Here is a 13,679-nt window from a genome sequence, read left to right on the forward strand (position 1 = left end):
TCGGGCCGCCCGGGTCCGCGGCGGGCGGCGCGGGCACGTCAGCCTCCGTGGGCCTGGACATAGTCTTCCACCGCCTTGCGGGTCTCGTCGGCGTCGAGGCCCAGGTGCTCCAGGATCGTGTAGCGGCCGGGGCGGGTGCGCGGGGCGTACTGGACCGCCTCGGTGAACTGCTCGACGGTGAGCCCGACGTCGCCGGGGAGCCGGGGCAGGTCGTGCCGGTCGAGGCAGGCGAGGATCTCGGTGAGCCGTTCGGTGCCCTCGCCGAGGTGGAGGGCGCGCAGGTGGTAGCAGAACGCGGCGCCGATCCCGGCGAGCTCGCCGTGGTTGGCGGTGCCGGGGAAGAGCTGGTCGACGGCGTGCAGGATCTCGTGGTCGCCGCCGGACGCCGGGCGGGAGTCGCCGGCGAACGCCATCGCCATCCCGGACAGCACGAGGCTCTCGGCGAGGACGGTGAGGAACCGGTCGGAGCGGATCGTCTCCGGCTGGTGCAGGAGTGCCTCGGCGGCGGTGCGGGCGACGGTGAGGGCCATCCGGTCGACGCGCTCGCCGCATTCGGCGGACGCGAGGAGCCAGTCGTCCACGGCGGAGAAGTTGCTGAGCACGTCGCCGATGCCGGCGCGGACGAGCCGTTCGGGGGCGGCGTGCACGTAGTCGAGGTCGACGACCATCGCGAGGGGCATGACGACGCCGAAGGAGCCCTTGCCCTTGTCGTGGACGAGGGACGCGACGGGCGAGCAGATCCCGTCGTGGGACAGGTTCGTCGCGACCGACACCATCGGGATGCCGGAGAGGGTCGCCGCGTACTTGGTGGCGTCGATCGTCCGGCCGCCGCCGATGCCGACGACGGCCTCGTAGGAGCCGCCGCGCAGTTTCGCGGCGAGGTCGACGGCGGCGTCGACGGTCGCGCCCGCGACCTGGAACACCTCGCAGGCGGCGAGGGACGGGCGGACGTGCTCGGCGATCTGGTCGCCCTGCCCGGGGCCGACGGCGATGGCGACCCGTCCCTCGGTGGCGATGCGTCCGTCGGCCAGCAGCTCGCCCAGCTCGGCGACGGCGCCGCGCCGCACGTCGATGGACAGCGGCGCGTTCAGCATCCGCGTCAGCAGGGGCATGGGCCTCCTCGCTCGGGTCGCCCGCGCCGTCCGGACGCGGGTCCGTTCGTCGTGCGGCTCAGTACGTCTTGGCGATCTTGCGGGCCTTTTCGAGGTCGTCGTGGTTGTCGACCTCCACCCACTGCACGTCGCCGATGGGGGCGATGGAGATGCGGCCGCCCCGGTCGACGAGCTCCTGGTAGCCGTCCTCGTAGTACTGGTCGGGGTTGCTCTCCCACGTGGCCTTGAGCGCGTCGGCGAGCGCGTCGGCGGCGGCGGGCTCGATCAGCGTGGCGCCGATGTACTCGCCGTTCGCGGACTCGGGGTCCATGAGCTTGGTGATGGTCTTCAGGTGCCCCTCGCCGTCGAGGATCACCTTCATCTCCTCGTCACCGAGCGTTTTGACATCGTCCACGGCCAGGAGGATGTCCGGTCCGCGGCCCGCAAGTAGGGTCTTTTCGACACTCACGGGATGAACCGTGTCGCCGTTGACCATGAGGACGCCCTTGGAGAAGTGCTCGCGCGCCAGCCACATGGAGTAGGCGTTGTTCCACTCCTCGGCCTTGTCGTTGTGCACGAGCGTGATCGAGACGCCGTACCGCTCCTCCAGAGCGGCCTTGCGTTCCTCGACCGCGGTCGCGCGGTAGCCGACGACGATCACCACGTCGGTCAGCCCGACCTCGGCCAGGTTGCCGAGCGCGATGTCCAGGATGGTGGTCTCACCGTCGACGGGGACCAGTGCCTTGGGCAGCGTGTCGGTGTAGGGCCGCAGCCTCCGGCCCGCGCCCGCCGCCAGCACCATGCCGATCATGCTTCCTCTTCCTCCAGGTCGACCTGCACGCGTTCGCCGAGTCCGGCCCGCGCCCACGCGGCGACGCCCTCGCCGCCGAACAACACGCCAAGGTAGGCGGCCAGGGCAGCGTACGCGAACGGGAGGCTCCCGGAGAGGCCCCCGCAGGCCACGATGAGCATCCGCCCTTCCCAGCCGAGCCCGGCCAGGAGGAGCCGCTGCCGCCGCGGCCCCCTGCGGGTGCGGTGCACGGTGTCGTGATGGTGGAGCGCGAGGAGGGCGACGAGCGCGAAGACGAGCGGCGCCGCCACAGCGTGCGCGAACCCCAACACGGTGAGGTAACCATACTCGATCCCGCGGATCATGGGCGGCGCCGTCCAGTCGAGCCTGCCGGTGTGCGGGTGCGCCGCCGCGGGCCCGACCAGCAGCACCGCGATGACCGGGGCGAACAGCGCGGGGACCGGGTATCCGTGGTCGCCGGCGGCGAGCAGGATCCCGGTCGAGGCGGCCGCGCCCGCGGCTCCCGGCACCGGCGGGAGCCCGCCGCGCGCCAGCACGCCGAGGGCGCGCGCGAGCGGCCCGTCGTCCCGGTGGACGCGCAGCGCCGCTGCGTCCGGCGTCACGGGGTCCGGCGTCACGGGTCACCGGCCACAGCGACCGCAGCAGGCACCCGGCCAGGACGGCCGCGACGGCGACGGCGCCCCACACGGTGAGGACGGTGAAGACGAGGACGGGATCGCCGAGGGCGGCCGTGACCGAGACGAGCGCGAAGCGTTCGGGACGCGGGAGTGCGACGATCCGCGCGAACCCGGCGGGACGTCCGGGTGCCGCGACCGGGTGCCGCACCGCGAAGGACGCGGCGACCGCGCGGCGGAGCGCGGGCAGGACGAACGCGAGCGTCGCCATCGCCCACACCCGTGACGGCCCGGCGGCCGCGGCGGGCCCGGCGCCGGCGGCGAGGCCCGCGTAGACGATCGCCTCCTCGGCCCGGCGCAGCACCGCCGAGCGCCACACCTGCCGCGGGGCGGCCGCCCCGGCGCGGGCGAGGCGGTCGTCGACGCGGGCGAGCAGGACGGTCGCCGCGAGCAGCAGGGCGCCCGCGACGGCGCCGCCGCGGGTGGCGTCGGAGAACCACACCGCGGCCAGCACGGCGACCCCCAGGGAGATCGGCGCCGCGGTGCCCGGGGTGAGGCCGCACCGGGCGGCGCGGCGCACCGTCTGCTGGTCCACGGTCGCCTCTCGGTCGGGGCGGGCCGGGAGCCCGCGGTTCCGGTACGTTGAGCTTGAGCCGAACGGCAATAGCCGAGCGTAATGCTTCGATGACCTGTTGTGGCGAGAACGGGGAGACATGGGTACGCGGACGGTCGCGGTGGTGCTCGCCGGCGGTGTCGGGGCGCGGCTGGGCGCGGGGCGCCCGAAGCAGCTCCTCGAGATCGGCGGGCGCTCGATCCTGGGCCGTGCCGTCGCCGCGTTCGACGGGCATCCGCGCGTCGACGAGGTGCTGGTGGTGATGGCGCCGCCGCAGCTGCGCGCCGCCGCGACGATCGCCGCGCCGTTCGGCAAGGTCGCGGGCGTGATCGCGGGCGGCGACACGCGCACCGCCTCGACGGTGGCGGCGCTGGAGGCGCTGGCCGGACGGCCGGACGACGTCCGGGTCCTTTTCCACGACGCGGCCCGCCCGTTCGTCGGCGCGGCCGTGATCGACCGGGTGCTGGACGCGCTGGACGGGGACGCGGCGGTCGCGGTGGGAGTTCCGAGTCCCGACACGATCGTCGTGGTGGAGGACGGCCGGGTGGCGTCGATGCCGCCCCGGGAGACGATGAGCCGGTTCCAGACGCCGCAGGGGTTCGTCCTCGGCACGATCCGCAAGGCGTACGAGATCGCGCTGGCCGATCCGGGGCTGCGCGCCACCGACGACTGCGGGATCGTGCACCGCTACCTGCCGGACGTGCCGATCCGCGTGGTGGCGGGCGACGACCGCAACCTGAAGGTCACCCGTCCGCTGGACCTCGCCCTCGCCGAGCACATCGCCGCGGAGGAGACGCCTTGATCTTCGAGAACGCCCCCGCCGTCATCGGGCATCGCGGGTTCGGCTCCGGCGGGCGGCCGGTGCCGGGGACGCTACGGACGGTCGCCGAGAACACGCTCGACTCGATGCTCGCCGCCGTGGCCGCGGGCCTGGAGTGGGTCGAGGTCGACGTGACCCGCACCGCCGACGACCGGCTCGTCCTGCGGCACGATCCGACGATCCCGGACGGGTCGCACGTGGTCGACCTGCCCGCGACCGACAGCGGCCTGCCGCACCTCGCGGACCTCTTCGACGCGCTGCCGCCGCACGTCGCGGTGGACGTCGACGTCAAGACCGTCCTGGAGGACGCGCTCGACGATCCGGACCGGCGGACGGGCGCGCTGCTGGTGCCGCTGCTGCGGCGGGAGGCGCGGCGGCGACCGTTGCTGGTCACCTCGTTCGACCCGGCGCTGCTGGTGCACCTGCGGGACGAACTGCCGGGCGTCCCGCTCGGGCTGCTGACGTGGCTGCGGTTCCCGCTGTGGCACGCCGTCCCGGCGGCGGCGGGGCTGGGCCTGCAGGCGGTGGCCGTGCACACCGGCTCGTGCGGGTTCGAGCATCCCGACTCGCGGCTGCGCCCGCTGGACCACTGCGTGAACGCCGCGCACAAGGCGGGCCTGGAGGTCGTCGCGTGGTGCCCGGCGGCGGAGGACGCGCCGCGCTACGCGGAGGCCGGGATCGACGCGATGGTCGTCAACGACGTCCCGGGCGTCCTCGCGGCGCTCTGACGCCACCGCTCGCGCCACGCAAGCTTTCCGGACATATCGGATAATGGCGCATGCCCGATGTGGCCGCAATTGGCCCGATCCAATTCGGGTGCGCGGGCAACCTTCGCCGAACGAAACGACAATTTACCTTTCATATGTAGCCTGTTCGGTGCGCGTTCATCCCGCGGGGCGACGGTCGTGTGGTCCATTCGGCCGATCGATCGGAGCACCCGTGCGCGCATATCTCGCCGTGGTGAGCAAGGCCCGAAATCGCAGAATCTCGCCCCATATCGTGGATTCGGCGAGCGCGGCCGCCGCCGAGGCGATCCCCGTGCCCGCCGACCGGCTGGTGCCGTCGCGCTGGGCCTCCGACGACGGCGCGATCGTCCTGCTGTCCTGGACGAACGAGCCCGAGCACCGGCTCGTCCCCCGCCCGCTCATCGCCGCGGACGAGCGCGTGCTCGGCTACACCGGCTACCTCGCCGAACCGGACATCGGGGAGAAGGAACTCCTGGAGACCGCCGACCCGGCGGCGGCCGTCGAGTCGATGGGCGGGGTGTTCGCGGTGTTCCGCGCGCACCGGGACGGCTTCGACGCGGCCACCTCGATCGCCCGCGTGTGCCCGGTGTATTTCGCCGAGTCCGAGGAATTCTGCTTCATCGGCAGTCGCGCGCTTCTCGTGCACCTCACGGAACGCGCCGCGCGCACGGGACTGACGAAACCCCCGGTCGCGCACGAGATCATGGCGCTCCAGCCCATGGTCAGGCACGGTTTCTTCACCAACGACGACACCCCCTTCGCGGGCGTGCGGGCGCTCCCGGCCGACGCCGTCCTGACCGCCGCACCCGGACGCGGCGCCACCGTGCGGGAACGGGCCGTCCCGGACGCCGAGCCGATGCCCGCGGACGCCCGGGAGCGGCGCCGCCGCGTGCAGCGCCTCGCGGAGGCGCTCGTGGACGCCGCCGCGCCCCTCGCCGCGCACGGCGAGCCGGTCGAGCTGGCCCTGTCGGGCGGCCGGGACAGCCGCATCATGGCGGCGGTGCTGCGGGCGGCCGAGGTGCCGATGATCGCCACGACGCACGGGTTCGCCGACGATCCGGACGTCGTCCTCGCACGGCGGATCGCCGGGCTGCTCGGCCTCGAGCACCGCGTCTCCCTCACGGCGACGACCGCGCGGGACGACGCCCCGGACGCGGTGACCGTCGGGCATCCGCTGCTGCGGGCCCACGACATCGTCCGCCGCTGCGAGGGCATGACCTCGGCCTACGAGCGGGTCGGCGGGTGGGCGCCGTACCGGACCGTTCCCAAGACGTCGGGTTCGGGCGGTGAGACGCTGCGCGGCGGCCACCTCTACGACCAGAAGGACCTCACTCCCGCGGGGATCCGGAAGCGGGTCCGGACGATCTTCAAGTCGGCCGAGGGGTTCTGCACCCCGGAGGCGAACGCCGCCGCCGACGAGCAGCTCGCCCGGTGGGCGGCGCGGACCGCCGAGGACGGGCCCCGCGTGCTCGACCTGCTCTACCTGTTCTACCGGTCGGGACGCTGGATCGTCGGCTCGCACACCGCGACGACGATGAACACGCCCTCCTACCACCCCTTCTTCGACAACCGCGCGGTCCGGGAGGCGCTCGCGCTGCCGCCGGAGTGGCGGGCGAGCGAGGAGGTCGTGTACCTGCTGATCGAGTCGCTCGCCCCGAAGCTCGCGTCCGTCCCGCCGGAGGGCAAGCGGTGGCGGTTCGAGGCGGACGGGCCGCGCCGCCTCCGCGAGTGGCCCGCGTGGCGGCGCCGCGCGGCCGTCCTGCCGAAGGGACGGACGTCGGGCTTCAACTGGCGGCGGACGTTCGACGAGCCGTTCCTCGCGCTGCTGCGCGACCAGGTGCTGGACGGGCCGTCCGAGCTGTGGGAGATCGTGAACCGGCGCAAGTTCGAGGAGCACTTCGCCACGGTGCCGACGGGCTGGACGAACCAGCTCTGGCACATCTACACGCTGAGCGTGCTGCTGTCGGGGATGTGGCGGGAGCCGAGGCCGGACCTGCCGGACGTCCGGATCCCGATCCCGCGCTGACGCCGGCGGACGCCGCGGCCGCTACCGGCCGTCGCGGCGGAGGTCGTCCCCGCCGTACATGCGGGTCCACTCGCCGCCCTCGCCCTCTCCGGGGGCGCCGAACTGCCCCGGGCGCTCCCGCTCCCGCTCCTGCTCCGCCCCGAACGGGACGGCGCCCTGCGGCGGCGACTGCGGAGCCTCCGGCCCCCCGTGCGGCGGCCCCTGCGGTGCTCCGTGCGGTGCTCCGTGCGGTGCTGGCGGCTGCCCGAACGACGGGGCGAACGGCTCCGGCCGGCCGTGCGGCGGCTGCGGCGGCACCCCGGCACCCGGCCGGGGCGCACCGGGCACCGGCGGCGGCCCGGACGGCGCGCCCGGCCCCGCCGGCATCGCGGGCGGGACGGCGGCGTGCCGCGCCCCGGCGGCGGGACGGCCCGCCCACCGGCTCGGCATCGCCGACGCCGCCAGCAGGAGCGCGCCGAGCAGCAGGAAGAACCCGTACGGGCCGACGATCGTGAACGCGAGGTCGAGCTCCGCGGGCAGGAGGTCCCGCGTGACCGATTCCCGCATCATCCAGCCCGGGTCGATGAGCCACATCGCGCCGATCCCCGTGAACAGGACGCCCGGGAGCAGCGAGGCGATCGGCGACACGCGCGGCGCCGCGACGAGCGCGACGATGACCGCCGTGCACACCAGCACCCCCGCACCGATCCACCCGTCGACTCCGGCGTCGCCGCCGAACGCCGCCACGACGCGACGCACGGACTCGTGCATCTTGAAGACGCCGTACAGCAGTCCGGCGGCGATCAGCGGCATGGCGAGGACGCCGATCAGCGCGCCGACCGCGTGCCGTGCTCCGTTGGACATCGAAGGCCACCTCCAGGGCGCCGGACGGGTGGCGGGGTCCCGCCACCGTAACCCTGAGACGGGCCGGAGCACAGCCCCGTTCCGTCCGGGATGTCCGGAAAGTACCTGCAGCCGGAGGCGTCCACCCGTCAGAGGACGGGCTCTCCGGGTTTGGCCGGGGCCGGCTGGCCGAGCCGGGGCGGGCTGGTCAGGAAGCCGACGCCCCAGGTGAGGTGCATGGTCGCGAAGACGAGCGGGAGCCGCGCCCACGCCGCGGGCGGCAGGCCGCGCCCCTCGACGGCCGCGCCCGCGATCATCGCGACCGCGTACCCGCCGGGCAGGATCCAGCCGGGCCAGAACCCGAACGCCCCGGCGACGGCGCCCGCCGTCATGGCCACCACGGCGATCGGCGGCGCGAGGTAGCGCAGGTTGAGGGTGCCGGCGTGCTCGCGGCCGACGACGCGCCGCCAGCGTCCGGTCTGGAAGTACTGCTTGGCGAGGGCGCGCAGGTCGGGGCGGGGCCGGTAGGTGACGCGCATCCGGGGGGTGAAGAAGATCCGCCCGCCGGTCTGCCGGATGCGGTGGTTCATCTCCCAGTCCTGCGCGCGGGTGAACGTCTCGTCGTAGCCGCCGACCCGGTCGAGGGCGCTGCGGCGGAACGTCCCGAGGTAGACGGTCTCGACCTCGCCGGCCTCGCCGCCGGTGTGGAAGCGGGCGTTGCCGACGCCGAGCTTGGAGGTCATCGCGCGCGCGACGGCCTGCTCGAACGGGGTGACGCCCTCGGCGGCCATGATCCCGCCGACGTTGTCGGCGCCCGTCTCCTCCATCGTCTCGACGGCGGCGCGGACGTAGTCGGGCGGCAGCAGCGAGTGCCCGTCCACCCGGACGATGATCGAGTACTGCGAGGCCTTGATCGCGATGTTGAGGCCCTGCGGGGTGCGGCCCGACGGGTTGGACACCACGACGATGCGCGGGTCCTCGGCGGCGAGCCGGTGGGCGATCTCGTCGGTGCGGTCGCGGGACGGCCCGAGCGCGAGCACGAGTTCCAGTTCGCCCGGGTAGTCCTGGGACAGGGTGCGGTGCACGGCGTCGGTCAGGTGCCGCTGCTCGTTGAGGACGGGCATGACCACCGACACCGCGGGCCAGGTGCGGCCGCCGGCGTCGGTGCGGGTCCGTGGCGCCTGCTGCGCGGCGCGCTGCGCATGGGGAGACGGGTTCATGGGCTTCGCGGGCGCACCCGGCCGGACGGGCCGGAGGAGGCCCCCCTTCCTCTCTCTTGCTCGCTTGTCCGACGCAGCCCGCGTCGCCCAGATTCGCGGGGCGGGCCGCCGGGGTGTGGTCAGGACGGCGTTACGTTACCGCAATGACACGCGCTCCAGATGGCGCCGAGTCGGGTGTTCCCCACTTTAGAGTGGTCGAGACTCATCCAGGCACATCCGACGACGTTCTTCGGGAGGCGGCGGCGGCATGACGGACGGGCACGGCACGGGCGGCGACGGCCCGTCCGACGGGGACGCCGATCCGCTGGAGCGCTACTTCCGGCCCCGGCCCGCGGGCCGGGGCGACGGACGGGCGGGCGGCGACGACGGCGACATCGACGGGGTGACCATCGACGGGATGCCCGCGCCGCGGGTGCCGGTCGAGGGGCCGCGCGGGCCGCGCAGGCCGGGGCCGCGGATGAGCCCGCGCGCCGCGCTGAGCGCCCGGCGGCAGCGACGGCTGCTGGGGGTCACGGCGGGCATGTCGGCGTTCGTGCTGCTGACGTCCGGCGGGGCGTGGGCGTTCCAGAACTACGTGACGGGCGCGATCGACAAGATCTCGATCGACGGCCTGGACCGGGACGCGGGCGGCGTCGAGGGCCCGATGACCGTGCTGGTCGCGGGGGTCGACCGCCGCGACGGGCTGACCAGGGAGCAGATCAAGGCCGCGAAGCTGGGCAAGTTCCCCGGTGAGCGGTCGGACACGATGCTGCTGCTGCACCTTTCGGCCGACCGGAAGCGGATCTCCGTGGTGAGCCTGCCGCGCGACTCGCTCGTGACGATCCCCGCGCACGAGTCGAACGGGTCGGAGGGCGCGAAGGGCCAGAACGTGCCCGCGCGTCCGGGCAAGCTGACGTGGGCGTACCAGTTCGGCGGGGCGAGCCTCGCGGTGAAGACGGTGAAGCGCGCGACGGGCGTGTCGATCGACCACTACGTCGAGGTCAACTTCTACGGGTTCGTGAAGATGGTCGACTCGCTGGGCGGCGTGGACGTGTGCGTGGAGCAGCCCGTCCAGGACCCGAAGAGCGGGCTGCGGCTGCCCGCCGGGACGTCGCACGTGGACGGGCTGAAGGCGCTCGCGTTCGCCCGGACCCGGTACTCGCTGACCGGGGGCAGCGACCTCGGCCGGATCGACCGGCAGCAGCAGTTCCTCGCCGCGCTGATGAAGCAGGCGCTGTCGACGAAGACGCTGAGCAACCCGGTCAAGTCGACGAAGTTCCTGAACGCGGCCCTCGACACGCTGACGGTCGACGACCAGTTGGCGGAGGACCTGCCGGAAATGGTCGACGAGATGCGCGACCTGTCGACCGACGACCTGGCGTTCGCGAAGGTCCCGCTGGAGAACCCCGACCATCAGGCCGCCCTGTGGAACGCGGCGGCGCCGCAGTCGACGGTGAAGTGGGACAAGGCGCAGGCGCAGGAGCTGTTCCAGAAGATCGAGGAGGACGAGCCGCTGGCGTCGCCGGAGCCGTCGCCGCCGAAGCCCGGCACGTCCCCGACGCGGAAGCCGGAGGACCGCCTGACCGTGCCGCCCGAGGACGTCTCGGTGCGGGTGCTGAACGCGATCGGCACGCCGGGGCTGGCGACCAAGGCGGGACGGCAACTGGAGGAGGCCGGCTTCACGGCGAGCGTCGTGCCGGGACTGGCGCGGCGCGGCCTGCAGACGACGGAGATCCGGTACGGGCCGTCCCGGGCGGACGCGGCCAAGACGCTCGCCAAGGCGCTTCCCGGCGCCAAGCTCAAGGAGATGCCCGAGCTCCAGGCGGAGATCCAGATCTATGTGGGCGGTGACTGGGACGGCGTCGAAGAGGTGAAGGCCGAGCCGGCCGAGCCCACGCCGGAGCCGACCCGGAGCACGCCGGTGGAGACCGGGACCCAGAAGCTCTGCGGCTAGAATGCGGTTCTAGTCGAAAGGAGCCGCGCTTTGGACGGGTTCTACGAGCCGCTGCCCGGCGGCGGGTTCGCCTCCACCCCCGCGACCGCGGGGCCGTGGTCGCCGGAGTTCCAGCACGCCGGGCCGGTCGCCGGTCTCGTCGGGCGCGCCCTCGAGCGGCACGAGCCGGTCCCGGGCACCCGGGTCGCGCGGATGACGATGGAGATCCTCGGCCCGGTGCCGGTCGCGCCGCTGCACGTCGCGGTGCGGACCGTCCGTCCGGGGCGGCGCGTCACCCTCCTGGAGGCCGAACTGGCCCACGAGGGACGGCCGGTCGTGCGCGCGACCGCGTGGCGGACGCTGCGGGCCCCGGACGCCCTGGCCCCGATCGTCCGCACGCCGCCGCCCCCGCCGCTGCCCGCCGCGTCCCGCCCCCTGCGGGCCTGGGCGGGCGCCCACATGGACGGCTACCTGTCCGCGATGGAGTGGCGCCTCGTCGAGGGGGCCTTCGCCGAGCCCGGACCCGCCACGACGTGGGCCCGCGCCCGCGTGCCGCTCGTCGCGGGCGAGGACGACACGCCGCTCGTGCGCGCGCTCGTCCTGTCCGACAGCGTGTCCGGCGTGGGCAGCGAGATCGACCTGTCCGCCTGGCTGGTGATCAACACGGACCTGACGGTGGCACTGCACCGCGATCCCGTCGGCGAGTGGCTCTGCCTGAGCGGGTCGATGCAGGTCGAGCCCGGCGGCAGCGCGCTGTGCGAGGGCTCGCTGGCCGACGCGTCCGGCGACATCGGACGCGTCCTGCAGACCATGTTCGTGGACGACCTCCCCCGCTGAGCACACGCCGAACGTCTCCCCGCTCGATCACGTCTTCGACATAATCGATTACTCTCTGTAGTGCAAGTCGTGCAAAGAGTAATGACAGTGCGACCGTCAGGAGTCCACACCATGTCGACAAGGAATCTCGGCCTGCTCACCACGACCGCCGTCGCCGCGCTCGCGCTCGGCGGTTTCGCGGGCGCCGCACTCGCGGCACCGAACCCGCCGGGGTCGGAGGGCGAGCCCGCCGCGATCGCGGCGCCCGCCGTGCCAGAGCCGCCCGAGGCGCCCAAGGCGCCCAAGGCGCCCGAGGCGCCGCCGAGGCCCGCCATGCCGGAACCGAAGCCGGCCGCCAAGCCCGCCAAGCCGGAGCCGAAGCCGGCCGCCGAGCCCGCCATGCCGGAACCGGCCATCATGCCCGCCAAGCCGAGGCACTCGGCGGCGAAGGACGGCAGGAACCTCGAGGCGTGCGCCGACGGCAGGTGCGAGGTCGTCGTGCGGGACGGCGACACGATCAAGCTCGACGACAAGTTCGGCGTCAAGCCGATCCGCATCGAGATGCGGGGCGAGCAGGTCACCTTCAGCCGCAAGGACGGCTCCTCGAAGCTGACCACCTCGGCCACCGCCGGATACCCCGGCGGCACGATCCACTGGAACGGCCTCACCATGCGGATCCACAAGAGCGCGGAGGGTGAGCTCATCCTCAAGCTGTCGCACCCGGACGCCCGCGAGAAGCCCGCGAAGAGCGGGCGCTGACGGGCGGAACGTGATCGCGGCGAGGCCGCTCAGGGCTCCGGGCCTTGAGCGGCCTCGCCGTTCCCGCCGGTGCGGTCACGCCCGGCGGCGGGCGGGAAAGCCGTGCGTCCGGGCGGCGAGGACGACCGCGAGGACGGGCGCGAGCAGGACGAGCGTGCCCCAGGGGAACGCGCCGTGGCCGAAGGCGCCGAGCAGCACTCCCCCGGCGACGCCCCCGCCCGCCATGGCGGCGTTCCAGAGGGTGACGAGCATCGCCTGCGCGGCGTCCGCCTCGGCGCCGGCCGCGTCCCCCGCGGCCGTCTGCAGGAGGGTGGGCGCGCCGCCCCAGCCGAGGCCCCACAGCGTGACGGCGGCGTAGACGAGCGCGGGCTCGCCCGCCGCGAGGGCCAGGACGGCGGCCCCGGCCCCCACGAGGAGCGTCCCGGCGATCGTCAGCGCGCGGAGCCGGCGGTGGATGTGCGCGCCCACGATCCAGATGCCGGTGAGGGACGCGGCGCCGAACACCAGCAGGACGAGGTCGGTCGAGCCGCCCATCCCGGCGCCGTCGAGGAACGTGGCGATGTAGGTGTAGAGGATCGTGTGGGCGAGGACGAACGCGAGGGTGACGAACAGGACGGGCGCGACGCCCGGCACGCGCAGCACGCTCGTCCGCGGGCCGCGCTCGCCCGCGCGGCGTCCGGGGAAGTCGGGGACGGCCGCCGCGATCCAGCCGAGCAGGACGATCGTCAGCGCGGTCATCAGCAGGAACGCGGCCCGCCAGCCGACGGAGTTCCCGAGGAAGGTGCCCGCCGGGACGCCCAGCGACAGCGCGACGGGGATGCCCGCCATCGCGATCGCGATGGCCCGCCCCTCCAGGTGGGGCGGGGCGAGCCGGCGCGCGTACCCGGCGAGCAGCGCCCAGGCGAGCCCGGCCGCGACCCCGGCGGCGAACCGGGCGGTCATCGTCAGCAGGTAGTGCTCGGACAGCGCGGTCACGGTGTTGGCGACGGCGAATCCGGCGACGGTGGCGAGCAGCAGCCGCTTGCGCCGCCAGGCGGCCGTGGCGGCGGTCAGCGGGACGGCGGTGAGCGCGGTGCCGATCGCGTAGACGGTGACGGTCTGCCCGGCGGCGGCCTCGCCGACGCGCAGGTCGTCGCTCATCGCGGGCAGCAGTCCGGCGGGCAGCGTCTCGGTGAGGCTGGTGATGAAGACGGCCGTGGCCAGCGCGAGCAGCGCGGGCAGCGGCAGCCCGGCGCCGCCTGGCTCCGGGCCGCCGGAGGGTGCGAGGTTCTTCTCCGCGGTCCGCATCGAGGTTTCCTAACTGGTCGTCTTACCGGTCGCTTGACCGGTCACAGCTGTCCGACGACCATGCCGGGCGGCGCTTCGGGTTTCCTGACGCTCCGCTGACGCCCGCCCCGAAGCGCATCCGGCCCCCGGCCATAGACTTCGC

Annotated in this window: 12 protein-coding genes; 6 read left to right on the forward strand and 6 right to left on the reverse strand. The window is 74.1% G+C overall.

From position 1 onward, the window contains the following. Positions 1-38: 38 nt before the first annotated feature. From F7P10_RS12075 to F7P10_RS12085, 3 genes are read right to left on the reverse strand one after another with little or no spacing between them, the layout of a single operon-like run. Positions 39-1,112, reverse strand: a complete 1,074-nt coding sequence (locus tag F7P10_RS12075) for an iron-containing alcohol dehydrogenase family protein (RefSeq protein ID WP_151009432.1) — start codon at positions 1,110-1,112, stop codon at positions 39-41. A gap of 58 nt (positions 1,113-1,170) precedes the next feature. Next, entirely contained in the window at positions 1,171-1,902 is a 732-nt protein-coding gene (locus F7P10_RS12080) for a sugar phosphate nucleotidyltransferase (protein ID WP_151009433.1), read from the reverse strand. Next, positions 1,899-2,504 carry a DUF5941 domain-containing protein gene (locus F7P10_RS12085; protein WP_254716559.1) on the reverse strand — a complete coding sequence of 202 codons (606 nt, stop codon included), beginning with the start codon at positions 2,502-2,504 and terminating at the stop codon, positions 1,899-1,901. The genes F7P10_RS12080 and F7P10_RS12085 overlap by 4 nt, the downstream gene beginning before the upstream one ends. 725 nt (positions 2,505-3,229) lie before the next feature. On the opposite strand from F7P10_RS12085, the gene F7P10_RS12090 reads away from it, so the two are divergent. From F7P10_RS12090 to F7P10_RS12100, 3 genes are all read left to right on the forward strand, one after another. Continuing rightward, entirely contained in the window at positions 3,230-3,931 is a 702-nt protein-coding gene (locus tag F7P10_RS12090; RefSeq protein ID WP_151009435.1) for a 2-C-methyl-D-erythritol 4-phosphate cytidylyltransferase, read from the forward strand. Continuing rightward, positions 3,928-4,677 carry a glycerophosphodiester phosphodiesterase gene (locus tag F7P10_RS12095; protein ID WP_151009436.1) on the forward strand — a complete coding sequence of 250 codons (750 nt, stop codon included), beginning with the start codon at positions 3,928-3,930 and terminating at the stop codon, positions 4,675-4,677. The genes F7P10_RS12090 and F7P10_RS12095 overlap by 4 nt, the downstream gene beginning before the upstream one ends. A 271-nt stretch (positions 4,678-4,948) precedes the next feature. Continuing rightward, positions 4,949-6,721, forward strand: a complete 1,773-nt coding sequence (locus F7P10_RS12100; protein WP_176611436.1) for an asparagine synthase-related protein — start codon at positions 4,949-4,951, stop codon at positions 6,719-6,721. Positions 6,722-6,742: 21 nt separating this feature from the next. On the opposite strand, the gene F7P10_RS45045 is transcribed toward F7P10_RS12100, so the two are convergent. Next, positions 6,743-7,564 carry a hypothetical protein gene (locus F7P10_RS45045; RefSeq protein ID WP_151009438.1) on the reverse strand — a complete coding sequence of 274 codons (822 nt, stop codon included), beginning with the start codon at positions 7,562-7,564 and terminating at the stop codon, positions 6,743-6,745. A 128-nt stretch (positions 7,565-7,692) separates the two neighbouring features. Then, a complete protein-coding gene (locus tag F7P10_RS12110; protein WP_151009439.1) occupies positions 7,693-8,763 on the reverse strand; it encodes a glycosyltransferase family 2 protein in 1,071 nt (356 codons plus the stop codon). A gap of 247 nt (positions 8,764-9,010) precedes the next feature. Here F7P10_RS12110 and F7P10_RS12115 point away from each other — a divergent pair, with 247 nt between their 5' ends. From F7P10_RS12115 to F7P10_RS12125, 3 genes are all read left to right on the forward strand, one after another. Further along, complete coding sequence (locus F7P10_RS12115; RefSeq protein WP_151009440.1) at positions 9,011-10,696, forward strand: LCP family protein; 1,686 nt, start codon at positions 9,011-9,013, stop codon at positions 10,694-10,696. A gap of 30 nt (positions 10,697-10,726) precedes the next feature. Further along, a complete protein-coding gene (locus tag F7P10_RS12120; RefSeq protein ID WP_151009441.1) occupies positions 10,727-11,512 on the forward strand; it encodes a thioesterase family protein in 786 nt (261 codons plus the stop codon). A gap of 111 nt (positions 11,513-11,623) precedes the next feature. Beyond that, complete coding sequence (locus F7P10_RS12125; protein WP_151009442.1) at positions 11,624-12,250, forward strand: hypothetical protein; 627 nt, start codon at positions 11,624-11,626, stop codon at positions 12,248-12,250. Between the two features lie 75 nt (positions 12,251-12,325). On the opposite strand, the gene F7P10_RS12130 is transcribed toward F7P10_RS12125, so the two are convergent. Next, positions 12,326-13,537, reverse strand: a complete 1,212-nt coding sequence (locus F7P10_RS12130) for an MFS transporter (RefSeq protein ID WP_151009443.1) — start codon at positions 13,535-13,537, stop codon at positions 12,326-12,328. Positions 13,538-13,679 lie beyond the last annotated feature (142 nt).

Source organism: Actinomadura sp. WMMB 499 (genome assembly GCF_008824145.1).
Classification (GTDB): Bacteria; Actinomycetota; Actinomycetes; order Streptosporangiales; family Streptosporangiaceae; genus Spirillospora.

Coding starts and splice junctions, on each gene's coding strand:
- F7P10_RS12075 (WP_151009432.1), bottom strand. CDS start 1,112: ATGCCCCTGCTGACGCGGATGCTGAACGCGCCGCTGTCCATCGACGTG.
- F7P10_RS12080 (WP_151009433.1), bottom strand. CDS start 1,902: ATGATCGGCATGGTGCTGGCGGCGGGCGCGGGCCGGAGGCTGCGGCCC.
- F7P10_RS12090 (WP_151009435.1), top strand. CDS start 3,230: ATGGGTACGCGGACGGTCGCGGTGGTGCTCGCCGGCGGTGTCGGGGCG.
- F7P10_RS45045 (WP_151009438.1), bottom strand. CDS start 7,564: ATGTCCAACGGAGCACGGCACGCGGTCGGCGCGCTGATCGGCGTCCTC.
- F7P10_RS12110 (WP_151009439.1), bottom strand. CDS start 8,763: ATGAACCCGTCTCCCCATGCGCAGCGCGCCGCGCAGCAGGCGCCACGG.
- F7P10_RS12115 (WP_151009440.1), top strand. CDS start 9,011: ATGACGGACGGGCACGGCACGGGCGGCGACGGCCCGTCCGACGGGGAC.
- F7P10_RS12125 (WP_151009442.1), top strand. CDS start 11,624: ATGTCGACAAGGAATCTCGGCCTGCTCACCACGACCGCCGTCGCCGCG.
- F7P10_RS12130 (WP_151009443.1), bottom strand. CDS start 13,537: ATGCGGACCGCGGAGAAGAACCTCGCACCCTCCGGCGGCCCGGAGCCA.